The 23,135-nt window shown below is 29.4% G+C and carries 19 protein-coding genes; 16 read left to right on the top strand and 3 right to left on the bottom strand.

Annotation, left to right across the window (positions count from 1 at the left end; all coding sequences use genetic code 11):
- Positions 1-93: 93 nt before the first annotated feature.
- Positions 94-1,353 (top strand): Glu/Leu/Phe/Val family dehydrogenase, encoded by a 1,260-nt coding sequence (locus BQ7358_RS04275; RefSeq protein ID WP_062171722.1) that lies wholly within the window; start codon positions 94-96, stop codon positions 1,351-1,353.
- Positions 1,354-1,496: 143 nt separating this feature from the next.
- On the opposite strand, the gene BQ7358_RS04270 is transcribed toward BQ7358_RS04275, so the two are convergent.
- Complete coding sequence (locus BQ7358_RS04270) at positions 1,497-3,446, bottom strand: amidase family protein (protein WP_083577635.1); 1,950 nt, start codon at positions 3,444-3,446, stop codon at positions 1,497-1,499.
- 644 nt (positions 3,447-4,090) lie between these two features.
- On the opposite strand from BQ7358_RS04270, the gene BQ7358_RS04265 reads away from it, so the two are divergent.
- The 10 genes from BQ7358_RS04265 (at position 4,091) to BQ7358_RS04220 (ending at position 17,309) form a co-directional block, all read left to right on the top strand.
- On the top strand, positions 4,091-4,900 hold the full coding sequence (locus tag BQ7358_RS04265; protein ID WP_062171720.1) for a class I SAM-dependent methyltransferase: 810 nt from the start codon (positions 4,091-4,093) through the stop codon (positions 4,898-4,900).
- Between the two features lie 48 nt (positions 4,901-4,948).
- Positions 4,949-5,989, top strand: coding sequence for a hypothetical protein (locus BQ7358_RS04260; RefSeq protein ID WP_062171717.1), 1,041 nt, complete (start codon positions 4,949-4,951; stop codon positions 5,987-5,989).
- Positions 5,990-6,282: 293 nt separating this feature from the next.
- Complete coding sequence (gap, locus tag BQ7358_RS04255; protein WP_062171714.1) at positions 6,283-7,302, top strand: type I glyceraldehyde-3-phosphate dehydrogenase; 1,020 nt, start codon at positions 6,283-6,285, stop codon at positions 7,300-7,302.
- Between the two features lie 406 nt (positions 7,303-7,708).
- Positions 7,709-10,312 (top strand): leucine-rich repeat domain-containing protein, encoded by a 2,604-nt coding sequence (locus BQ7358_RS04250; protein ID WP_072520248.1) that lies wholly within the window; start codon positions 7,709-7,711, stop codon positions 10,310-10,312.
- Positions 10,272-11,774, top strand: a complete 1,503-nt coding sequence (locus tag BQ7358_RS04245) for a MucBP domain-containing protein (protein ID WP_072520247.1) — start codon at positions 10,272-10,274, stop codon at positions 11,772-11,774. The genes BQ7358_RS04250 and BQ7358_RS04245 overlap by 41 nt, the downstream gene beginning before the upstream one ends.
- 863 nt (positions 11,775-12,637) lie before the next feature.
- The gene (locus tag BQ7358_RS04240; protein WP_062171703.1) at positions 12,638-12,910 is read left to right on the top strand and encodes an autorepressor SdpR family transcription factor; all 273 of its coding nucleotides are present in this window, start codon (positions 12,638-12,640) and stop codon (positions 12,908-12,910) included.
- Entirely contained in the window at positions 12,903-13,526 is a 624-nt protein-coding gene (locus tag BQ7358_RS04235; protein ID WP_062171699.1) for a DUF1648 domain-containing protein, read from the top strand. The genes BQ7358_RS04240 and BQ7358_RS04235 overlap by 8 nt, the downstream gene beginning before the upstream one ends.
- A 261-nt stretch (positions 13,527-13,787) precedes the next feature.
- Complete coding sequence (locus BQ7358_RS04230) at positions 13,788-14,825, top strand: YdcF family protein (protein WP_062171694.1); 1,038 nt, start codon at positions 13,788-13,790, stop codon at positions 14,823-14,825.
- Between the two features lie 149 nt (positions 14,826-14,974).
- Positions 14,975-15,256: a DUF6110 family protein gene (locus BQ7358_RS04225; RefSeq protein WP_072520246.1), complete on the top strand. Its 282-nt coding sequence runs from the start codon at positions 14,975-14,977 to the stop codon at positions 15,254-15,256.
- A 1-nt stretch (position 15,257) separates the two neighbouring features.
- Positions 15,258-17,309 carry a heavy metal translocating P-type ATPase gene (locus BQ7358_RS04220; protein WP_062174629.1) on the top strand — a complete coding sequence of 684 codons (2,052 nt, stop codon included), beginning with the start codon at positions 15,258-15,260 and terminating at the stop codon, positions 17,307-17,309.
- Between the two features lie 172 nt (positions 17,310-17,481).
- On the opposite strand, the gene BQ7358_RS09165 is transcribed toward BQ7358_RS04220, so the two are convergent.
- Positions 17,482-18,090 (bottom strand): transposase, encoded by a 609-nt coding sequence (locus BQ7358_RS09165; protein WP_234971553.1) that lies wholly within the window; start codon positions 18,088-18,090, stop codon positions 17,482-17,484.
- Positions 18,059-18,883, bottom strand: a complete 825-nt coding sequence (locus BQ7358_RS09160) for an ISL3 family transposase (protein WP_062172723.1) — start codon at positions 18,881-18,883, stop codon at positions 18,059-18,061. The genes BQ7358_RS09165 and BQ7358_RS09160 overlap by 32 nt, the downstream gene beginning before the upstream one ends.
- Positions 18,884-19,273: 390 nt before the next feature.
- On the opposite strand from BQ7358_RS09160, the gene tadA reads away from it, so the two are divergent.
- From tadA to dprA, 5 genes are all read left to right on the top strand, one after another.
- Entirely contained in the window at positions 19,274-19,729 is a 456-nt protein-coding gene (gene tadA, locus BQ7358_RS04210; protein WP_062174627.1) for a tRNA adenosine(34) deaminase TadA, read from the top strand.
- 256 nt (positions 19,730-19,985) lie between these two features.
- Positions 19,986-20,816 carry a methyltransferase domain-containing protein gene (locus tag BQ7358_RS04205; RefSeq protein WP_062174626.1) on the top strand — a complete coding sequence of 277 codons (831 nt, stop codon included), beginning with the start codon at positions 19,986-19,988 and terminating at the stop codon, positions 20,814-20,816.
- A gap of 24 nt (positions 20,817-20,840) precedes the next feature.
- Entirely contained in the window at positions 20,841-21,119 is a 279-nt protein-coding gene (locus BQ7358_RS04200) for a hypothetical protein (protein WP_062174624.1), read from the top strand.
- Positions 21,120-21,177: 58 nt separating this feature from the next.
- On the top strand, positions 21,178-22,218 hold the full coding sequence (locus tag BQ7358_RS04195; RefSeq protein WP_062174621.1) for a competence protein CoiA: 1,041 nt from the start codon (positions 21,178-21,180) through the stop codon (positions 22,216-22,218).
- Between the two features lie 73 nt (positions 22,219-22,291).
- Positions 22,292-23,125, top strand: coding sequence for a DNA-processing protein DprA (gene dprA, locus BQ7358_RS04190; protein ID WP_106388773.1), 834 nt, complete (start codon positions 22,292-22,294; stop codon positions 23,123-23,125).
- The last annotated feature ends 10 nt before the right edge of the window (positions 23,126-23,135 follow it).

Below are 23,135 nucleotides of genomic sequence, written 5' to 3'. Positions count from 1 at the left end.
AACATACCGTTTACAATCCTGATATTAATTTGTTATAATAAGGTAGGGTAAAATCATTACTCTTAAAATTAAAAAGTTTAAGGAGAATCAGTTATGAATAACAATCCATTAATTAATGCCAGAGAACAAATTAAAAGTGCCTGTGATATACTTGGGTACAAAGATGAGGTATACGAAGCGTTAAAAGATCCGCAACGCTTTATCGAAATAACTATTCCGGTAAAAATGGATAGTGGAGAGATAAAATACTTCAAAGGTTTTCGTTCTCAGCATAATGATGCGATAGGACCGACTAAAGGGGGGTTACGCTTTCACCCATTAGTAACAGGAGATGAGGTAAAAGCGTTATCTATTTGGATGACATTTAAGTGTGCAGTTGCCAATCTACCTTATGGCGGTGGGAAAGGCGGCGTTATAGTAGATCCTAAAGAATTGTCACAAGGTGAATTAGAACAATTATCACGTGGATATATCCGAGGATTATATAAATATCTTGGGGAAAAACAAGATATACCCGCACCGGATGTGAATACGAACGGTCAAATTATGTCGTGGATGATTGATGAGTTTAATACATTGACAGGAGAACAGGCGATTGGAACACTAACAGGAAAACCGTTAGAGCTTGGTGGTTCATTAGGTAGAACACAGGCGACAGGGCATGGTGTTGCTTTGGCTGCGAAATTAGCACTGGAAAAATTAGGAAAATCGGTAAAAGGTTCAAAAGTTGCTGTTCAAGGTTTCGGTAATGTAGGTAGCTACACCGTTCAAACTATAATCAACTACGGTGGGACTGTTGTTGCAGTTACTGAGCGTGACGACAACGGCGTTCAGTATGCAGTTTACCGTGCTGAAGGACTATCTTATGAGGAACTTCAACATTGTAAGGATACAAAAGTAAGATTTCATACATTACCCAATACTAAACGTTTAAGTTTAGATGAATTTTGGGCATTAGATGTTGATGTGCTTTGTCCATGTGCTTTAGAAAATGCTATTGATGAAAAAGAAGCTAATTTAATAAATGCACCGATTATTTCAGAAGGAGCGAACGGGCCGGCTACACTGGTAGGAGATAAAGTTTTAACGGAGCGTGGTAAAGTTGTTATTCCGGATATATTGGCAAACAGCGGCGGAGTAACAGTATCATATTTTGAATGGGTACAAAATCTATATGGTTATTATTGGAGTGAAGAAGAAGTAGTGGAAAAACAAGACCGTGTTATGACAAAAGCATTTAATGATATTTGGTCAGTAAAAGAACGTTTTGAAATTCCGATGAGAAAAGCAGCTTATGTAAATTCAATTGAAAAAATTGTTAAAAATATGAAACTAAAAGGGAAACTTAGCTAATACAAAATAAAAGGGGCGACTTGAAAAATCGTGATTTCGTTAGAAATAGATTTTGGCAAGTCGTCCTCTGTATAGTTTATTAGATTATAGGAAAAGGTCTTATAAGATCTTTTCCTATTTTTCAAAGAATTTAGTTGTAAAATTTATTTTACTTTACGTTTTAATATAAGGCTAATACCGATGATTATAAATGTAAGTATTTTAATTAATGATAATGAGCTATTAATTAGCCCCGTTTTAGGAAGAATTTTTTTTGTAGTATTTTTATTATTGTAGTCAGTATCTTGATTATTGTCAGATTGAGACGTTTTGGTTGTTTTATTTTTGTCGGTATTTTGATTATCCTTGATTTTTAGTTCAGGTTTGGGATTTGTAGGAGCAACATCGGGAATTTTATATTCAAATTTTGTTCCATAATCATTGGTTGCTACTTTGTTTCCATTTTTAGTGGTGGCATTATTGGTTATAGATGGATGCAACTTAAATTGATTGTTATCTTGGAATAGTTGTGCTATTTCTAATAATATTTTTTCGGAATTATCTTGTGCTGCGAACATTACTCCAAGTGGCAAGTTGTTACTATTGACATAAACGGGCAGCGAAATTGCCGGGTTTCCGGTCAGATTAAATAACCATGTAAATGGAGTACGTCTCATCATAGGTTCCCACTGTTTAACTAATAATTCAAAGCGTTTTTTAGGATCTTGTATGCTGTTGATATTATATAGTTGTTTTTCAATATCCGGATTAACATAGGGGTCGATGGTTTTATTGTTAGACGGAGCGGTTACGGCATTAGTTGCCATTAAGAATAAGTCGTATTTTTTATAAAATTCATTTATAGATTTTTTGTATTCAGAAGCGGGTTTTACACCTGAAATATCAGTATTTGCTCTGTTTCCTTTTGTAGAAGACGATCCGAATGTGTAAGTTGCCGGATCTAAATCATATTTTCCGTTTTCTCCTTTTTTCTTCGCTTTTTCTACATAGTTAGAACCATAACCGATAGAATTTACGGTATAAGTTTTAATTCCTTCATAACCATCAATAGGAAATTCAGTAACTTCTTCAACTGAAAAACCTTGTGCTTTTAAAAATTCAACGGCTTTTAGAACGGCTTTTTTACCGTCTTCACTAAGTTCAACATCTTTTAACGGAGTTTTTAATGTGTATGCTATTTTCAATTTTTTTAAATCTTTAGGAACGGGAGTTAATTCTTTTGGTTTATTAATAGTAGTTTTATCAAAATAAACCTTGGCATCTTCAACAGATTTTACCAGTGGGAATTTAACAACAGAACCGGTTGGCTTTAAACCGATAAGACCTGTCCAAGACGCCGGTATACGAATAGAACCGCCGGCATCACTTCCGCTTGCTATTGGAACAAAACCTGCTGCAACGGCTCCTGCAGAACCTCCGGAAGAGCCGCCTGTATTACGTTCGGGATCCCACGGGTTTCCGGCAGGCCCGAATAATTTGGAATCGGTTATATTTCTCCAACCGAGTTCCGGGTAATTGGTTTGACCGAGAATAATAAATCCTAATTTACGAAATTCTTTAGCGACTTGGCCGTCTGATGAGGAGATTTTCCCTTTTTCCGACAAAACGCCGTTAGAGTGATCGCCATCTTTTAGGGCATCTAACCCTTTTATAAGTGTGGGAACTCCTGCAAAGGGTTGTTCTTGCCAGTTAATAGGATTACTTGCGGCGTTACCTGCGTTAATTCGTCTGTCTATTTCTCTTGCGTCTTCATATGCTTTATCCCAAATTGCTTTAGGAATATTTCCATTTTCATTCATAAGAACAAGATTTAGTCTTGGATTTTCAGCTTCTATTGCTCTGTAGGCAAGAGTAACGAGTTCCTCACTTGTGACTTTCTTATTGCGTATAAGAGCCGCTAATTCTAAGGCGCTTTTTTGTTTGTATTCTTCCAAGGTCATAGGAATTTTAGAAGAATTATTATTTTTTTGAGTTGTATTAACATTTTTAGCGGTTACTGTATTATTATCATAAAAATTTATTTTTCCATATGAAAGAAGTAAAGTAGCCGTTAATGATGTTGCTAACAAAAATTTAAAATTTTTCTTTTTCATTTAATTTACCTCGTAATTGTTGGTTTGTAATTATTTTTATAAAATATATTATACCTTCGTAAAAAGTTTTTGTAAATTTATTAAACTTGGTAAATTTTTTCAGATAAAAATATCAGATATGTCTGTATCTGTATTCGAAAATATTCTGTACTAAGTTTGAAAAATTAAAAATAGTAGTAATTAACTTGGATTAATTCCGGAGTTTTTAAAAATTGTTATCTCGATAAAATCAATTTTGACAGGCAGTTTTCATTCGGTTTATCAGACTTTTGAAATTTTCTTGAAATAACTTTTGAAATCAATAAATGGTTACTTCTAACTATTAGTAAGTAAATTCTATTAGAATTTTTGGTTTTTGGGGTAAATCCGTGAAAATTCGTTGGAGTAGCATGACAGGAACCGAAGATTACAGTTTTATAAAATTAAAGTGTTTGTTATATATTTCTTACTGCAAAGACACTTTAAACGAGCAACTAACACAATAAAAGTTATTTTCTTAATTATAAAAATGATATAATTTGAACCTTAAAGCTGAAGTGTAAGACGAGTAGAAATTCAACATAATCAACGTTTATGATATAATAATGGTAAGAATAATTTATAGAGAAAAGAGAGTTAATAAAGTATTTTTGTGAGGATAAAAAATGAACGAACAAAATATATTAAAAGGAGTGGAAGATACCTTATATATTCCATTAGTGGCAAGAATATATGCGTCTAAGAAATTTCCTGAATTTTTTTATGACAAAAAAGCCTTATCTTTGGAAAAGTATATTCCCGCAAACAGCATAAAAGAAAATACAACAGAATATTTTTATATGGCAAGCGTTTGTAGGCAATATATAATAGATCAAAAGATAACAAGATTTCTTGAGAAAAATGATTTATGTAATGTGGTATTTTTGGGAGCGGGGTTGGAAACAGCCTTTAATCGTATAGGAAATACAAAAGCATATTTTTATCAAGTCGATTTACCGAATGTGATAGAGATAAGAAAGCAAGTGCTTGGAAAAGCGGAAAATGAAACGTTGATTTCAGGAGACATGTTTACTCTTGATTGGGCAAAAGAAATTGATGTTTCATTGCCAACTTTGATTGTTGTTTCAGGAGTATATCAATATTTTAAAGAAGATAAAATATTATCTATGATTAAACGGATGCAAGATAATATTTCTAAAGGAGAGTTGATTTTTGATGTTACAAATTCAACGGGTTTAAAACTTGCAAATAAATATGTGAAGAAAACCGGTAACAGTGCTGCACAAATGTATTTTAGTATAGATAATCCGATTGAATTTGCAGATAAAACACAGACAGAACTTATCAGTGTTGACGGTTTCTTCAAGGATGCTCTAAAAATTTGTAAAAATTTAAAATTGAAAACAAGGGTATATATGTATTTTGCAGATAAGCTTAACAGGACACTAATAGTTTATTTAAAATTCAAAAATTAATAAAAAAACATTTTGGAAAGTAGCTATCGAAAATGGGAGGTAAAATAAATGAAAAAACCTTGTTACATGATAATAATAACTTTCCTTATAATAATCCTCAGTTCAGGGTGTAGTTTGAGCGGTAGCAAACATCTTACAACAGAAGGGATACAAAAACGACTTGAAGAACGTTACAATACGGGGGAAGTTAAGGTGGAACAAATTGATTCGAAAAGTTGGGCAGTCTCTTTGACTAAATATCCGGATGTTAAATATACTGTAAAAGAAAAAGTAGGTTTTAATCCCTCCATTCCGGTACCCGAGTATAAGTTTGTAGACAATAGAATCGAAAAAGTATGTAATCTTGTAGCACCAAAATACTTTACCGTAGATGAAATGAAGAACATAACATATTCGACCGGAATGGTAAAAATAAAATGGGATGTAAAAGATGATAAGGATATAATAACCCTTAGTAGTAAAATTGAAAAATTTTGTAAAGATATGCGGGAAAACTATTCGCAAATCGTGGATGATGCAGTAGTTAATGTATTGTTTTATGAATCTTCTGTTATTTTTCCAAAAACAAGTAAGAACAAATTAGCTAAATGGGAAGATTTGGATGAGAAGAATATTTCGTTATATTTAGATACAACATATGGAAATGGGAACTATACTTACAAAAAATCTAATTTAGTATCGCATGACGGAGAAATAGAAGTTAGGTTGGCTGCCTATCCGGATATTCCTTTTTACTTATCCATTCAAAAAAAGAATTTTGGATTTAAAAAAGTTATTTCTGATACAAGGTATTATGATACGAGTGTATATGTAGCAAGTACCTTTCCAAAATCCGATTATGATAATAATGCACAATTTTTGAATATTGAAGCGGTTGAGAATATTTATGGAAATGAATTGAATGGATTTTATCTAAAACGTTATTTAGAATTTGAAAAGGAAAAAGATGTTATATCGAAAATATCGTATATTCATAAAGAGTTGAGAAACTATATAAATCAATATCCAATGCTAATTTACAAAGATTATCCTAAAAATCAAGAAAAGGTAGAGCCGCCGATGTTAACGGAATTATCTATAAGGTTATGAAAAATTATATAAATAAAATATAAGTAATTGTAGAGTTATATACTTCTTTATTATCTATGTGTTTTTTTAGGATAAGTTATGAATTTGTAATTCAATAAATTATCTAATTTTAGTAAATACGGAGAAATAAAATAATATATATATTTGTATAAATATAAAGTTAATGTATAATATTATAAAAATATAACACACTACTTGAAAAAGATATAAAGTTATGATATATTAATTCTAGGTGTTTGAAACGCTTACGTTAATAAAAATTAAAAAATAAGATTTTTTGGGGGAAAAAACACATGACAATAAAAGTAGCACTAAATGGATTTGGGCGTATAGGGAGACTTGTTTTAAGACAAATACAGGCGCAACACGCAGATGATATAGAGGTTGTTGCTGTTAACAGATCAAGAGTAAGACCGATAGATCAAATAGTGTATTTGTTGAAATATGATACAACGCAAGGACCATTTCCGGGAACCGTTGAAGAAGGTGACGGTGCTTTTATAGTAAATGGGAAAGAAATTAAAGTATTTGGAGAACCTGAACCGGAAAATTTACCGTGGAAAGAACTAGGAGTAGATATAGTATTAGAATGTAGCGGTAGATTTAATAGTAAAGAAAAAGCTCAAGCACACATTAAAGCAGGTGCTAAAAAAGTATTGTTATCAGCTCCGGGTGGGAGTGATGTAAAAACAATAGTTTATAATGTAAACCATGAGATATTAGATGGAAGTGAAACTGTTATTTCAGGTGCTTCATGTACAACTAACTGTTTAGCGCCTATGGCTAAAGCAATGCATGATAACTTCGGAATTGTTCAAGGATTGATGACTACTATTCATGGATATACCGGGGATCAAAATACATTAGACGGTTCACATAAAAAAGGTGATTTTAGACGTGGGCGTGCTGCTGCGGAAAATATCGTGCCTAACACAACCGGTGCTGCCAAAGCAATCGGTTTAGTAATACCGGAATTAAACGGTAAGTTAGATGGTGCGGCACAACGTGTACCTGTACCAACAGGGTCTTTAACTGAGTTATTTGTTAATCTTGAGAAAAAAGTGACTGTAGAAGAAGTAAATGCTGCAATGAAAAAAGCGGCTAATGAATCATACGGTTATACAGAAGATCCGATAGTTTCTTCAGACATTATAGGGATGAACTACGGTTCATTGTTTGATGCTACTCAAACAAGAGTTATTGGAACAGGTGATAATCAAATGGTAAAAGTAGTATCTTGGTATGATAATGAAATGTCTTATACGGCACAACTTATTAGAACATTAAAACATTTTGTAAAACTAGTTAAATAGCAGACATTCAACCATTCTTCTAACTTTAATGAGATGATTTACGTTTTGTAAATCATCTTTTTTAGTTTTATCTTACAATGTTTTATATAAAATAGATTTTTTAAAATTATAATTTTTTATTTTTTTAAATATAATGATTTTATAATTTTATTTTTATTATATTTTTAATATATCAATATGAGTTAGAAAAAAATAAAAATATTATTTTTACATTCTATGATTTATTAACAGATAAGTATTCTCAAACTCTATTGAAAACTATTTTCCTTTAGTGTATCATTAGTATGTAATATAACAAAAGGAGTAAATTATATGGATAAAATAAAAAAAATATATTGAATTGACAAAAAAATATTACAATACTATAAAAATTTTTTTATGAAAATAAGCAGCATGGAGAAAATGTATGAAAAATAAAACAATTTTAAAGATAACAAGTGGAGTTCTAAGTGGAGTAGTGGTATTAAGCGGTATTTCACAATTAGGAAGAATAGATGTTCAAGCAAAAGAAAAAATTGAAGTAAAAGCAAATAAAGATTTACAAATCAGCATTAAAGAACAAAATGGCGGAGCAGTAGTAGACATTATAGCGGTAAGAGATGTAAATAATGTTGATGTAAAAATAACGATAGACGGTAAAAAAGTAATAAGTTATCGTGTTAACAGTCTGAAAGCAGGGCAAAAAGAAGAAAAAGTAATTTCAAAAGAGCAGCTTGAAAATTTCAAAAGACAACTAAAAAATTTAGCTAATAAGAGAGTGCTGCCAAATACAGCTCCGGTTAAGAAAAATATAGAAAGCAAGGCAAATATAGCGGGAAGTGAGATAAAAGTAGAAGTAACTTACTATGCAGAAGAAGAAATAAATACAGAAGATGGTAGAAAAGAAGACCCAAAACAACCGATAGAGCCGAATAAACCCTCTGAACAGGATAAACCTGATAATCCGATAACACCGGAAGATCCAAGTAAGCCGGTAAATCCGGGCGATCAGGATCAGGAAGTTATAATAAATGATCCGTTATTGAAAAAATTAATTAATAAAAATATAGATGCGGCTCGTGATGATAATCAAAAAATAACTAAATCAGAAATAGAAAAATTAAAAATTATAAAACTTCGTGATAAAAATAATAAGGCGATATTAGAAAGAAAATCACTAAAAGGAACACAAGATTTTAAATTTGTATTTACTTGTGGAATAAAAGATCTTTCCGGTTTGGAAAAAGCGATTAATTTAGAAGAATTAAATTTAGATGAAAATGAGATAACGGATCTAACACCTTTAGCTAATTTGAAAAAATTAAAACATCTAAGTTTATTTAGAAACAGAATTACTAATTTAGCGCCGTTGTCTGATTTAACAAATTTAGAATTTTTAGATTTATATTCAAATAAATTAACGGATATAAGTTCGTTGAAAAATTTAGTTAACCTAAAACATTTAGATCTTCATAATAATAATGATCAAACAGGCGATGAAAGTCACCCTATCGTTAGCGGTGGTATTAAAGATATTTCTGCAGTGGCTAATATGACTAAATTGGAAGTTTTATCGCTGGGAAGTAATGATATTTCAGATATTTCAGTTTTAACAGGATTGACTAACATTAAAGAATTAATTTTAGGCGGTAATCATATTAAAGATTATTCAAAAGTAGTTGATTACATAGTTCCACGTATTGTTAAGATGATTAACGAAGAAGGTGGAAGTATAAAATTCGATGGTCAGAAAATTAACTATGGTAAAGAAGTAGAAGTAAACTCAAAAAATGTTTCTATGTCAAGTCCTTTTGTAGGTATAAATGAAATAGGAAGAAAATTAGCTAAACAATTAGAAAGTGAGGAAGCTATTAATTTCTTCTCCGATATAAAAACAAATGTAGAAGGTGTGAGTGCAACTTATAATGTTGCAACTTCTAATTTTGAGTTGACATTTACAGATGAATTTTTGAAACAAAATAATGGTAAAACTGTGCCTGTTAATTTGAAATTGGGATTTGAGGAGTATGCTTGGAGTTTAACTAATATTAAAATAAAAGTAAATAAAAAAACAGAAAATCCGGTAGTTAATGAAAGTGAATTGAGAAATAAACTGGAAATATTGATAAAAAGAGATATAAGATCAGAAGAAGGTTATGTCCCTAATGAAGGAAATCAACCAAATAATAATAAATGGATTGAAGTTAGAACAAAGGCGGAGCAAGTATTAGCTGATAACAAAGCAACTAAGGAACAAATAGAACAGGCGATAACTTCATTGGAAGAAGCGACGTATAATGCTATATTAGGAAGTGAAAAGGTAAAAGCACGAAAAACTCTAATCTCATTAGGGAAATTTGAATTAATTCCACAGATAACAAAAGCGACTACAATAGAAAAAGTAAAAAAAATTGTTTCCGATGTTAAGGGCGGTACAGAAGAAAAACCGGCAAAACCTGATGAAAAAGATCCGAAAAAACCGGGGAATAACGATAATAAACCTATAGAACCAGAACAACCAGTAAAACCAACTCCGGAACAGCCGACAGAAAAAGCGGTGATAACAGGTTATGAAATTAGTAATAAGGTATTAGAATCAAATGGCGGTTCATTAGATGTTGTGATTAAAGGTAAAAATTTGACTGTAGACAATGTTAGGATAAAAGTTCTTGATCCTTTTACAGCAACTAAAAACAACAACTTAACCGATGGAATTGTCTATAAAAAAGTTGGTGATAATATTATCGCTACTATAAATGTTCCCTCTAATAATGAAAATAACGCAAAATCATATAATTTGATTTTTGCAGATAAAAATGGACAAAAAGTAACGACTACATATGAAGAAGGTCGTGGAGAGAATGGACGAGTAATTACGGTGCTTCCGGTAGGAAAAACTAAACAAGATGCTGTTTTAAGTTTTGTAACAATTAGCTCGTATCAGGCGCATCACAGCACAGATTTGACAACTACGACAACTGATAAAGGAAATGTTAGTAAAAAAAACGGTTGCTCATCTTTATGGTACTAATTTGAAGGCAAGTATAACAAAAGTTAAAATAATTGATCAAAATGGTGTTGAATGGCCGATTCATACAAAAGGGAGTGACGTTTCTGCATCAGATTATCCTATGATGTTAATAGGTAAATTAGGTAATGGTATTTCAGGCGACGGTACATATCAAGAAGCTGAGATTGTTTTACCTAATAGTTTGGATAAAGATATGACCTTTACTTATACTTTTGCACCGGACGGAGTAAATTTTGATGAAAATCATAAAGTAACAGCGGTTGTTGAAAAAACCGGGGCGACAAAATCAGGTGAGAAACGTTCTATAACCGTAAAATATCAAACTGAAGACGGTAAGGAATTGAAAAAATCTAAAGTATTAAATGGGTACAGTTGGTTTAAATATAATATAGAAAAACCTGAAATATCAGGGTATAAAAATATTGTGGTAAAAGATAATAAATCATTGACAGGTGTATTTGGTGATGAAGATAAAGAAATAGTATTAGTGTATACAAATAATGAGGTTATAACGCCGAACACACCGGAAAAACCACAATCAAAAGATGATACATTGGAAGAAATTAAAGAAAAATTAGCAATTCTTGCAAACAGAGATTTAAAAAAAGAAGCGGGATATGATAAATTAAAACCAGAAATCCAGTCAGCTTGGAAAAAAGCTCGTGCCAAGGCACAACAACTACTAGCTAATGACAGTACAAAAGAAGAATTGGAAAAACAATTAACACAGCTGGGAAATGCTATTAAAGCCATAGAAGAAAATAGTAAGGTCGATACCGAAACACCGACACCTAGTGAAGATGAAAATAATAAACCGCAACCGGAAAATCCAATATCTTCTGACGAAACGAAAGAACAATTAATACAAAAGCTACAAAAATTAGTTTTAAGGGATTTAAGAGAAGACAAAGATTATGTAGCAAACCAAGGCAATCAGCCTACAAATAACGAATGGATAAGGGTAAAAACAGAAGCAGAAAATATTTTACATAATACCAATTCTACAAAAGAAGAATTAGTTAGAGTGGTAACAAACTTAGAAACGGCGATAAATAATGCGTTATTGGGAAGCGAAAAGGTAAAAGCAAAAGCGGAATTGAAAATTATTGACAAACCACAAATAGCATTACCTTATATTGCAAAAGTTAATAAAGCTAAGACAGTAGAAGAGGTAAGACAACTTGTAGCAGAAGCAAAAAAAGCTGTAGAAGATGAAGTTAAAGAAAATAAACCTGTCATTGAAACAATAGAGAATTCGAAAGCTAAGTTGGAAAAATTAGTTGATAAAAAATTGAAGACAGAAACTAAATTTAATGAAGCAAGTAAGGAATTGCAATCTAAGTGGAAACGTGCTCGTGCTATGGCAAGAAAGTTATTAGCCGACAACGATACAACAAAAGAGCAGTTTGATAAACAAATAAAATTATTACAAGAAGCTATTAATGAAATATTAGGAGATTAGAAAGTATAAGTTTTTTCTGAAAAATATAAAATATTAATTAATACAGCATATAATTTGAAAATGTAATAGTCAATATGAAAACCAGCCGATGAGAAGGCTGGTTTTTGTATAAACACAAAATAAAAATTTTAGGGTAAATTTGTTATTTTGTAGTAAACTAAAACTAAAATAGTTTTAGAAATAAATTAAAAGTTTATTGTTAAATAATTTTATAAAATTTAACAACCGAAAATTATTTATTAACAACATTGGAAAATTTTCCTGTTGTTATTTTTCGCAGGCGACATAGATATGTCTTTGACTTATACAATTTTGTATTAAATAATATTTTAAGTATTGTCTAATATGTTATCAAATTTGCATTGTAGATGTAGTAAAAAACTTAATTCTTAACAAAGAATATTAGTTACTAAAAATATAGAAACATTTACAGATAATTTTCGTCAAAACAATCGGTTACAATTTCATTGTAGCTTGTTTAAATAATCTTGTCAACAAAAATATTTTTTTAAAAATTTTTTCAAAATAAAATATATTTTTAAAATAAGGTAAAGAATATTAGAGGAAAATTTTAAAATTCAATTAAAAATTATAATATTGTTACCGTTGGATAAATTATTTTTAATGGTTAATATTGTATATGCAAACTAAACAATTGTTTTATTTAAAATTAAAATTAAACATAAAAAATTTTTATAGAAATAAAAAATAAATAGATTGAATTTTTATAATCATATAACAATAACTATTTAGAAAAAAATCGAAATAGTTATTGACAAGTTTTATGAAAAAGATGTATAATCTATTTAGATAGAGATCGAAATAGATTATATGTTCGAACAGCGGTAAAGAGGTGAGTGCAAATGGGAATAAGTGATACACTAAAGGCGATAGCTGATCCTGTAAGGAGAAATATTTTAGAAATGTTGAAAGAAGAAGAACGATCGGCAGGAGATATTGCTAAGGTGTTTGAATTGAGCGGGGCTACGGTATCATATCATTTATCACAATTAAAAAAAGCCGGATTAATTTCAGAAACAAAACATAAAAATTTTATTTATTACAAATTAAACGCAACGGTTTTTGAAGAAGTCCTTGTATGGATTTATGAATTAGGAGGGAAAAAAGATGAATAAAGTAGATAAAAATTTTTTGTTTATCAGTATAATTATATGTTTATTGCCGATAGCGGTTGGATTATATTTTTATAATATTTTACCCGATAAAATAGTGGTACACTTTGATTATCATGGTGTTCCTGATAAATATATAAACAAAGGATTAGGAGTAATAATGCTACCAATATTTTGTTCTATAATTCAAATAGCTATGGCATTATCTATAGATTTAAGCAAAACAGCTAAAAAAGGAGCATATTTATTAAAAAGTATAATACCGATTATAAGTATAATATTTCAAATTTCGCTGATAATTTATGCTATTAATAATAATTTTGAAGTTGTTAAGTTGGTTATTTTTGTTATAGGTATATTATTTATGATAATTGGCAATTATATGCCGAAGCAAGAGTGGTGGGGTAGTTATAGATTAAATCTTTTCGGATTGGAGAAAAAAGTAAATAAAGATAAAGTAATTAGAAGTTATGCTAAATTAACGATGTTTGGTGGGTTGGTTATTTTTATAAGCGGTTTTTTAAAAACGGAAATATCTATTTGTTTAGTAATTATCTTTGCAGTAGTATCTGTAGTATATCCGTTTTATTTGGCAAAAAAGTTACAAATGAATAATTAAATAAATCTATTAACTTAAGAGATTGAAATTTTTAAATATTGTACAGAATTATTAAGAGAGATGACAAAATTTGATTTTATAAAATTATAATTTTGTGCTGCTCTCTTTTTATCGCATGAAATAAATAATATTATATAATATTTCTGATAAAATTTTCTAGCAATTATAGTGTTATTTGATAGCGAAATTGACTTTCTTATTGCGGTTTATTATAATGAGTTAAGAGTAAGATAAAATATTTTTTAAGATAAGGAGGAGAAAATGTTACAAGCAAGTTTCTACTTATTTGTATTATTTGCAGTTGTATTTTTTTTAATATTGTATAAAGATAGACGTAATTTATTTTTGGGTATATTTTTTATATTGTCAGGTTTAAGTTTTGCCGTTTTTTTATTTAATTTAATATTACAAAACACAGAGAATAAGATAGTATATGGAGTAGGGGTAATACTATTTGTAATAGCTTTATTTATTGTTTTAATATTCCCGTTTGCATTGTTATTTATGTTCGGATATAGTTCAATAATGTTGGTGAGAAGAGAGGGGTTAAAGGTAACTAATCTGCTTGCGATTGGAGTAGGGTTAGTGTTGTTAATTTATATAGTATATTGGCCGAATATTGCAAAATATACATATGAGTACATTTGGTTGAATGGTATATATATTTATGTAGGATTGGTTATTTTGTATTTTATTTGTATTGCGGTATCTTATTTAGTGACGAGTACACTTAATATTATTAATTTGCTTCCGAGGAAACTGGATTATGTTGTGGTCTTGGGTGCAGGGTTAATTGGAGAACGTGTAACGCCGTTACTTGCCGGAAGAATACAAAAGGGAATAAAAATATATCGAAAAAATCCCGGCAGTAAACTTATTATGTCCGGTGGTCGTGGTAGTGATGAAGTGGTATCGGAGGCTTTTGCAATGAAAAATTATGCGTTAGAGCAAGGAGTGCCGGCGGATGATATTATCATGGAAGATAAATCAAGGAATACTGAAGAAAATGTTAAATTTTCTAAAAAATTAATGAGAGATGCGGGACGTTTTGCACTTGTTACTAATTATTATCATGTTTATCGTGCGTTGATACTGGCAAAGGCACAGGGGATACGTTGTATCGGTTATGGAGCATCGACAAAATTATATTTTAGTATAAATGCTTTTGTCAGAGAATTTGTTGGGTATTTATATTTTAAGCGAAAGTTACATATTATGATTTTATCCGTATTGACGTTTTTATTTGTTGTATTAATAGTGATTATACAAGTATATTATTTTTTAAATTATGGGAAATAAAAGAAAAATTTTCAAAAGTACAAAATAAAATTTTCTTTTTGTTAGTTATTGTAATATCGTGTTATTAATACCCGCTTTAAATTTACATGGGAATAAAAAGGTGTTATAATAAGGGTGTGAATATATAACGAAATAAGGAGGTCATATATATGTCAATAAAAATATTAAAACTTGCAAAATCAGCATTAAAAACTCCCGGTATTTTTGCAGGGGGTGTAGCTTTTGGAACAGTCGGATTTAAGTTGTTAGCTAGTAAAGAAGCTAAAAAAGGATATTCTCTTGCACTTTCAAAAATATATAAAGCAAAAGATGAAATAGATAATACTATTTCCAATGTAAAACAGCACACTGATGATGTGGTGGCGGATGCTAAAGATTTATACGAAAAGGAAAAACAGGAAAGTAATCTGTTATCAATAGGAGAAGAGTAGAATGTATTTTAAAATAGTGCATTTGTCAAGTAAACGTGCACGAATAAAGTCTACGATTTGTCTAACTCCGGATGTGAGAGAATATTTTAAAAAACAGGCATTAAAAGTTAAAGAAATAAAAAAAATAGAATTTTATCAAGATGAATTTGCTTTTAATATTTTCTTTGATTCGGATAACATACAATGTATTAGAAAATTTTTTAATAGTATTTGTGTTGAGGATATAAAAAAATGTTATAAATATCCTATTTTAAAAAAAGAAGAAAGTCCGTATACAATAATATCAGATGCGTTATTTTGGAGAGCGGTCTCGAAATTGTTTATTCCTCTACCTATAAGGATAGTAAAAACATGGTGGAAAGCATTGGGATATTTAAAAAATACTGTTAAATTATTATTCAATAAACAGTTAACGATGGAAACATTGGATTCGGCGGCTATTTTTGTTTCATTACTTACCGGACAAAGAAGTACCGCCAGCTCTATAATGTTTATTTTAGAGTTGGGAGAAGCCCTTAATAATTGGTCGGAGAAAAAATCGATTATTGACTTGGAAAAAAGTTTAACTACTAAGGATAAAGATGTATGGATTGTTGACGGAGAAACAAAGAAAAAGGTAAAAAGTTCATCAATAAAAAAAGGCGACGTAATCTTATTTTCTGAAGGAAATGAAATTTTATTCGATGGAACGGTAGTGTTCGGAACGGGTAGTGTTGATGAAAGTTCACTTACAGGAGAATCGTTTCCTATAAATAAAAATTTGAGTGATGAAGTTTATTCAAACACAATTATTGTTCATGGAGAACTTTATGTAAAAGTAGAAAATTCTCAGATTAATGGAAGAATTCATGAACTCATACAACTTATAAAAGAATCTGAAAAAAGGGAAAATACATACCATTATAAATATATAAAATTAGCGGATAGAATAGTTAAATATAACTTTATTGCTATGGGGCTTACGTACCTTTTAACTAAGTCTTTCAGTAAAGCTATATCTTTCTTGCTAGTAGATTATTCTTGTGCTTTAAAACTATCTACACCGGTAGCTTATTTAACTGCGATTAAAAATTTAATTGATAAAAATATTGTTGTCAAAAATTCTGTAACTCTGGATAAATATGCAGAAATAGATACTTTTGTTTTTGATAAAACCGGAACGATAACGGTATCACAACCATATATTAAAGAGGTGATTCCTTTTTATGAATATAATTACGAGGAAGTTATAAAAATAGGAGCATGTTTAGAAGAACATATTTATCACCCCATCGCCAGTGCAGTCGTTACCAAGGCGGAAGAGGACGGAATAGAACATGAAGAAATGCACACTGAATTGTATCATATAGCTTCAAGAGGGATTATATCACATATTAATGAAGAAAAGGTGGTTATAGGTAGTTTGCAGTTGCTTGTTGAAGAAGATATAACGGTAACATCTGAACAACAAAAAATTATTGAAGAAAAACAAGAAGAGTATAATTTACTATTTTTGGGATATAAAGGTAAGTTGATTTCAATATTTTGTATAGATATACCACTTAGAGATGAAGCGAAATTGGTTATTAAAGAACTAAGAAATATGGGGGAAAAGGCAGTGCTATTAACCGGAGATAATAAACTAAGAACTCAAAAACTGCTAAGTAATATTTCTTTTGATGAGGTTTATACCAATATGACCCCTGTTACGAAATTTGAATATATAAAACAAGAAAAAGAGCAGGGAAGAAATGTGTTAATGATAGGAGATGGTTTGAACGATTCAGCAGCGTTGTCTGAGAGTGATATTAGTATCGTTATGAACCAAAGTGCAGATTTATCAAGACAAGTAAGTGATATAGTATTAAAGGCGGATTCTTTGAAATCATTGTTGTTATTAGATGATATATCTAAAAAGCTACAAAATCAAATGAAAGACAATGTTCAACAAACAGTGTTAATCAACAGTTTACTAATTATGTTCGGATTAACTAATGCGATTTCTTCAAAATGGTTAGCAATATTTCATAATTTGACAACATTTGGAATAGTTTTAAAAAACTTTAAAATATAGATTTAATAATCGGAAAGATAGTAAATTTTTTAAAAATAAGAAATTAACGGTTATATAATAAATATGGAGTATAAGAAAAATTTTATTCCTATATTTGAAAGAGAGCCGATTAACAAAGTAAAAATCGGCTCTGTGTCAAATACGGGGCATGAGAAAAAATAAGGATAAAATGCTAAGCAATGCAGTGTTGCTTGGCATTTTTCAAAACGCCCTTAAAAGAAATATTATTTTTATACTCAGAAACAAATAACCTAGAAACAACTAAAATGCGTAATCTAAAGTTATAAAAGCTATTATAACCATAAGAAACTCTCTTTAAAACCTTTATCTTATTATTAATACCCTCCAAAGAACCATTAGAGATAGAATACCTAACACTATTAAGCATATACTCTTTATGTTTTCTCATAGTATTAATAGCCTTACTAACACCATCAGATAAACCGATAGTAGATTTTTCAATTAATTCTTTAAACTCCAACTCATTTCTATACCTTATTGCATATCTAATATCCTGAACTCTCTCATAGCTAGCCTTAAATATACAATCTAATCCTAATAAATAATCTAAAATATCACGTCTAGTAACTAAACTCCTAAAACTCCTATTAAAGAAAAACCTACCATGAGTAACATTACTTTCATCTTCTAATATTAACTTCCAATTATTTTTTAAAAGAGTATAATTAATACCTTTTTGTTTTTTGTAAATATTCATTAGCTTAACTCTAGTTCTATTAAGTTCTCTATTAACATTTTGAATAAAGTTCTCTATTAACATTTTGAATAATATGAAACCTATCTATAACAATTTCAGCATTAGGAAACTTATTTCTAATCAACTTCATATAAGGAGTATAAATATCAATACAAATAGCCTTAACATTACTTCTAGCCTCTTTAGAAAATCTGGAAAAATAATTATTTAAAATATACTCAGTTCTACCATCAACTATATCAATAATCTCATGAGTTAAAGCATCTAAAAAAATAAAACTCATACCATTTTTACTATCTTTAGTAAACTTTAACTCATCAAAGCATAAATACTCAGGTAAGGTATTATAGTTAAGAATGTCTACATGGGATTTACATTTATAAAGAGTTCTTATAACAGTATTAACCGATACATTATTCATTTTGGCTATTTGTTTAAAAGATAAAGTATCAGCTAAATCACTCATTATAGAAAACTTAACATTTTTAGAAATACTACAGTATTTATCTACAAAAGAAGTAGTAGCTACAAATTTTTTATTACAAGTTTTACACTTGAAACGTTGCTTTCTTAGTTCCAAATAAGCAGGGATACCTGATATTTTTAATAGATTAATTCTAGTAAGTTCATTAAAGCCGTTTTTAACTACAGTATAACCTTTATTAAGACAACCACAGCATTCACACTTCTTGGGTTTATATGTTAAGGTACCTTTGAATACAAAGTACTTTTGATTATTTTTTATAGTTTCGTTATGTGTTTTCTCAATAGTTATATTTTTATCTTTTATTTGTAGTAGGTTTTTAATGAATTCTCCCTCTTTTATTTCTTTTGTTTTTGTGTTAAAATTATTCATGACAGATATCCTTTCATAGTTTATTTTTTTTGCACTTTAATTATATTGGATATTTGTCTTTTTGTATATTAAAAAACAATACGAGGTATGGATTTTTTCCCATGCCCCGTATTTATTATACAACCTAAAAATCTTAGTCATTATAATGACTAAGATTTTTAAGTATGATTTCCTAAACTTTATGAATTTCTACAGTAACTAAATTTGCCGGATTTATTACGTTTAATTTTAAAATAAATGCAAGTATTTGTACGTTTGATAATTGCTGCTAAAAGATTTTACTAAAAATCTATGTTATCTTGTTATTGTGTAGTATAATATAAAAATGGTATAATTAATTTTATAAAAAATAGTTAAAAAACGGTAAATAAGATAATATAGGAGAAACAGATGGATCACAATTATTATATGGAGTTAGCTTTAGAAGAAGCGCGGTGTGCTTATGCAAAAGGAGAAGTACCGGTAGGAGCGGTACTTGTTATAAATAATAGGGTTGTTGCTAAAGCACATAATACCCGTGAAGAAAGTCAACAGGTATTAAATCATGCAGAAATTCTCGTAATAAAAAAAGCATGCGAAAAGATCGGTTTGTGGCGACTGAACAACAGTTATCTATACACTACAGTAGAACCTTGTGTTATGTGTAGCGGGGCAATTGTGCAAGCTCGGATAGAAAATGTTATTTTTGGAGCAAAAGATTCTAAATATGGTTGTTGCGGTAGTAGAATGAATATTGTTAATAGTGATAAATTCAATCATAAAGCAAATGTAGTGGCAGGTGTTTTGGAAGATAAATGTTCACAGTTGATAACCGGCTTTTTTAAAGAATTGAGAGAAAAAAAATAATATTAGTAAATATTTAGATATTTTTTATAAAATAATGAAAAATATTCATAGAGGAAATAATTTAGCAACAATTTTAAATTAAATAGAAATTGTTGTTTTATATTTTACATATAGTTATAAACGCTAAATAATTATAATAAATCTCAAAAAAATATTTTTTAAAATCAACAAAGATTTTAAAATATTTTTATGTTATTGCTGTCTTTATTTGTGAATATCTGTTACAATTAAACTAGAGGTTAAAAGAGGGAAATTAATGCGAATAGAAAATGTTATAAAGAAATTTAATCAAGATGAAATTTACCGCTGCCCTAAGTGTTGCGCTAACTCCAAAATTACCGGAATAAGTCTATGTTGTGAGAATAGTCATCGGTATGATTTTTCAAAGAAAGGATATATCCATCTTATAAATAATTATAAGAAGACGAAGTACAATGAAGAACTCTTTGTTGCAAGAAAAAATATTTTTGAAACCGGCTTTTATAAACCGGTGTTGGAAGTTTTAAAGGTATTGATGGAAAAATATTCTAAAAAGATTGTTGTAGACGTCGGTTGTGGGGAAGGATATTACATAAGGAATTTAAAAAAAATGTTTCCTAATAAATATTTCTTTGGGTTGGATAATAGCAAAAGTGCGGTGAAAACCGCTGTAAAAGTTGATAAGGATAACCCTTATATGTTGGCAAATTTAGTTGCATTACCTTTTAAAGATAAAAGTATTTCATGTGTACTTAATATATTAACACCTGCTAATTATGAAGAATTTTTTAGAGTTCTTGGAGAAGAGGGATATTTAATAAAAATTATTCCTAATGCTGATTATTTAAAAGAGATAAGAAATTTAGTTAATGCTGGTGAATATACTAACTATGATACAATAAAACTTATTGAAAATACTTGTGATATAGTTGAAAGAATAAGGGTTAATAACACTTATAGATTAACGGAAATTTTAGCGAAAAATTTTTTGAAGATGACACCGCTAACATTTTCTAAAAAGTTATCAGAAAATGATATAAAATCTCTAAAGGAAATTACAATAGACTTGGAGATTTTAGTCTGTCGAAAAAAGTATGAAGTAAAATAAAAAATTATACAAGGGGTGATAATAATGAATATTGCAGACTATAAGAGTGTAGTAGAAGTGATAAAACATGATAAAAAAGAGTGGATAAGTAAATTTTTAGAATTCAACATATATGAACATCCGGATTTTTATGAAAAATTGGTACAGCAAAAAAAGAATTATTATCTATGTGAAAAAGAAGGGAAAATTTACCTTGTAGACAGCGATAATAATAAAAAAGAAATATCTTGGGTGAGTTTAGATAATTTTGAAGAAGTGGAAATAGGAGAATATATTTATAAAAAATACAGGGTGTTGAAATAAAAGGGTATATTACAACTTTAAGTTGAAAAAGTAGTTTTTTATAGAAAGGGAGCAGATTATGTATGTGGCATATGATGATAAAGAAACGATTTTTAACGCATTAGATGATGATATTGAAAAAGCTAAAGAGTACCATTGCCCTGTTTGTAAAGGGAAAGTAATTTTTAGAAAAGGTGTTAAGGTACAGTCGCATTTTGCTCACGTTAAAAATTGCAGTTGTGAGTATAATACGTATAAAACAGAGAATTCAAAGCATTTGGAAACGAAGAAAAATCTCTATAACCATTTTAAAAAAATATATAATAACGTTGAGGTTGAGTATGTTTTTAAAACGCAGGATAGTGTTCAAATAGCGGATGTTTATATAAAAGATATTAATGTCGCTTTTGAGTATCAACGTTCAGTTATACCTTATGAACTTATAGAAGAGAGAACAAGAGGTTATGAAAAAGCCGGAATTAAATTAATTTGGTTAATTGATACAAATAAATTTATAAAAGAACTTAGATATTATAACGGTATTAGTTATATTAGGTATGCACCATTTGTTGGCAATTTTTTGAATTACTATCAAGGCAAAGTATTTTTTTACGGTTGGGATAATGAAAATAAAAAATTTGAATTTTATCAGATTTGGTCGCATAATCTGAAGAAACGAAATGCTGTATGTATAAAAACAACATTCGATATTGATAATTTTAATATACCACTTGATTTGAAATTGTTAGATAAAGATTTAACGTCAAAATTATATCCTAAAGACATTGAGAATTATGTTTATGAACAAATAAAATATGATAAAACCGTAAAAAATAAAATTTTAAGCATGTTCTATAATCAAAGAATAGAATTAAATAATATCCCAAAAATTATCGGGGTGAATATTTTAGAACAAGTATTAATAAGTACACCGCTGATCTATTGGCAAGGACTGATGTATAGGTTTTATAAAGATGGAAAAACATATCCCGAGTTACTTAGAATAATGGGTAATATTATTAAGTTTAAAAAGAGTATTCATATAAAAAATATTCAACAAGGGGAAATTTTCATTAAGGTAGTAAAGCGATATTATGAATTATTGATTGCAAGCAGTTAGAAGGAGAATTTATGTTTAGGGGAAAGTATGAAAAAAAATTTACAGAACATGAGAAAAAATACTTTTATCACTTATGGCAATAGAAAAGATAACGTCATTAAAATTACATAAAGTTTTAAAAGTAACAGGTAGTATAGAGGAGATTTCTACGCTTAGTGCGGCAGAGTTTGCCATTTATTTTGAAGATAAATCCGGTGAACTGTATTCTAAGTTTTTGTATAATTTAGATTTTGATTTTGATAGTTATTTTAAGTTTTATAATGTAAAGTGTATATTTTGTGATGATATTTACTATCCAAAAGAATTTTTTAGACTTTATGATTATCCTTTTGTAATCTTTTACAGAGGCAATAAAAAGTTACTGTTATTTGGAAGAAAACTTTCAATAGTTGGGAGTAGAAATAATACCTGCTATTCGGAGGAAGCGCTTGATGTAATAGTGCCATATTTAACTAAGAATAATTTTGTTATTGTAAGTGGTCTGGCGTATGGTGTTGATAGTTTGGCTCATAGCAGTGTGATAGAAAGTAACGGTTTTACCATTGGGGTCATTGCACACGGACATAATATTATTTATCCTGAACAAAGTAAAAGTTTATATGAAGAACTTGAGAAAAATCACTTAATTATTTCGGAATATTTTCCTACTTCACCGATAAGGAAGTATAAATTTTTGGAAAGAAATAGATTGGTTGCCGGATTATCTTGGGCTTTATTGGTAACAGAAGCGGCAAAAAGGAGCGGAACATCACGAACTGTTAATTTTGCACTTGATGTGGGTAATACTGTTTTTTGTCTTCCGGGAAAATTTGGGGATAAGATGAGCATTGCTATAAATGAATATATAAAAGAGGGGGCGGTGTTAGTAAATAAATTAGAAGACTTTAACGACGAACTGGGATTTTAGTAGATATTTG

It is taken from the genome of Gemella massiliensis, from assembly GCF_900120125.1.
Lineage (GTDB): Bacteria > Bacillota > Bacilli > Staphylococcales > Gemellaceae > Gemella > Gemella massiliensis.
Note: the sequence above shows the minus strand (reverse complement) of the source record. Positions and strands in the feature narration are given on the sequence as shown.

Excerpts from the sequence above, each read along its gene's own strand:
- BQ7358_RS04275 (WP_062171722.1), top strand. The coding sequence starts at position 94 with ATGAATAACAATCCATTAATTAATGCCAGAGAACAAATTAAAAGTGCC.
- BQ7358_RS04270 (WP_083577635.1), bottom strand. The coding sequence starts at position 3,446 with ATGAAAAAGAAAAATTTTAAATTTTTGTTAGCAACATCATTAACGGCT.
- BQ7358_RS04265 (WP_062171720.1), top strand. The coding sequence starts at position 4,091 with ATGAACGAACAAAATATATTAAAAGGAGTGGAAGATACCTTATATATT.
- BQ7358_RS04260 (WP_062171717.1), top strand. The coding sequence starts at position 4,949 with ATGAAAAAACCTTGTTACATGATAATAATAACTTTCCTTATAATAATC.
- gap (WP_062171714.1), top strand. The coding sequence starts at position 6,283 with ATGACAATAAAAGTAGCACTAAATGGATTTGGGCGTATAGGGAGACTT.
- BQ7358_RS04250 (WP_072520248.1), top strand. The coding sequence starts at position 7,709 with ATGAAAAATAAAACAATTTTAAAGATAACAAGTGGAGTTCTAAGTGGA.
- BQ7358_RS04245 (WP_072520247.1), top strand. The coding sequence starts at position 10,272 with ATGTTAGTAAAAAAAACGGTTGCTCATCTTTATGGTACTAATTTGAAG.
- BQ7358_RS04240 (WP_062171703.1), top strand. The coding sequence starts at position 12,638 with ATGGGAATAAGTGATACACTAAAGGCGATAGCTGATCCTGTAAGGAGA.
- BQ7358_RS04235 (WP_062171699.1), top strand. The coding sequence starts at position 12,903 with ATGAATAAAGTAGATAAAAATTTTTTGTTTATCAGTATAATTATATGT.
- BQ7358_RS04230 (WP_062171694.1), top strand. The coding sequence starts at position 13,788 with ATGTTACAAGCAAGTTTCTACTTATTTGTATTATTTGCAGTTGTATTT.
- BQ7358_RS04225 (WP_072520246.1), top strand. The coding sequence starts at position 14,975 with ATGTCAATAAAAATATTAAAACTTGCAAAATCAGCATTAAAAACTCCC.
- BQ7358_RS04220 (WP_062174629.1), top strand. The coding sequence starts at position 15,258 with ATGTATTTTAAAATAGTGCATTTGTCAAGTAAACGTGCACGAATAAAG.
- BQ7358_RS09165 (WP_234971553.1), bottom strand. The coding sequence starts at position 18,090 with ATGTTAATAGAGAACTTTATTCAAAATGTTAATAGAGAACTTAATAGA.
- BQ7358_RS09160 (WP_062172723.1), bottom strand. The coding sequence starts at position 18,883 with ATGAATAATTTTAACACAAAAACAAAAGAAATAAAAGAGGGAGAATTC.
- tadA (WP_062174627.1), top strand. The coding sequence starts at position 19,274 with ATGGATCACAATTATTATATGGAGTTAGCTTTAGAAGAAGCGCGGTGT.
- BQ7358_RS04205 (WP_062174626.1), top strand. The coding sequence starts at position 19,986 with ATGCGAATAGAAAATGTTATAAAGAAATTTAATCAAGATGAAATTTAC.
- BQ7358_RS04200 (WP_062174624.1), top strand. The coding sequence starts at position 20,841 with ATGAATATTGCAGACTATAAGAGTGTAGTAGAAGTGATAAAACATGAT.
- BQ7358_RS04195 (WP_062174621.1), top strand. The coding sequence starts at position 21,178 with ATGTATGTGGCATATGATGATAAAGAAACGATTTTTAACGCATTAGAT.
- dprA (WP_106388773.1), top strand. The coding sequence starts at position 22,292 with ATGGCAATAGAAAAGATAACGTCATTAAAATTACATAAAGTTTTAAAA.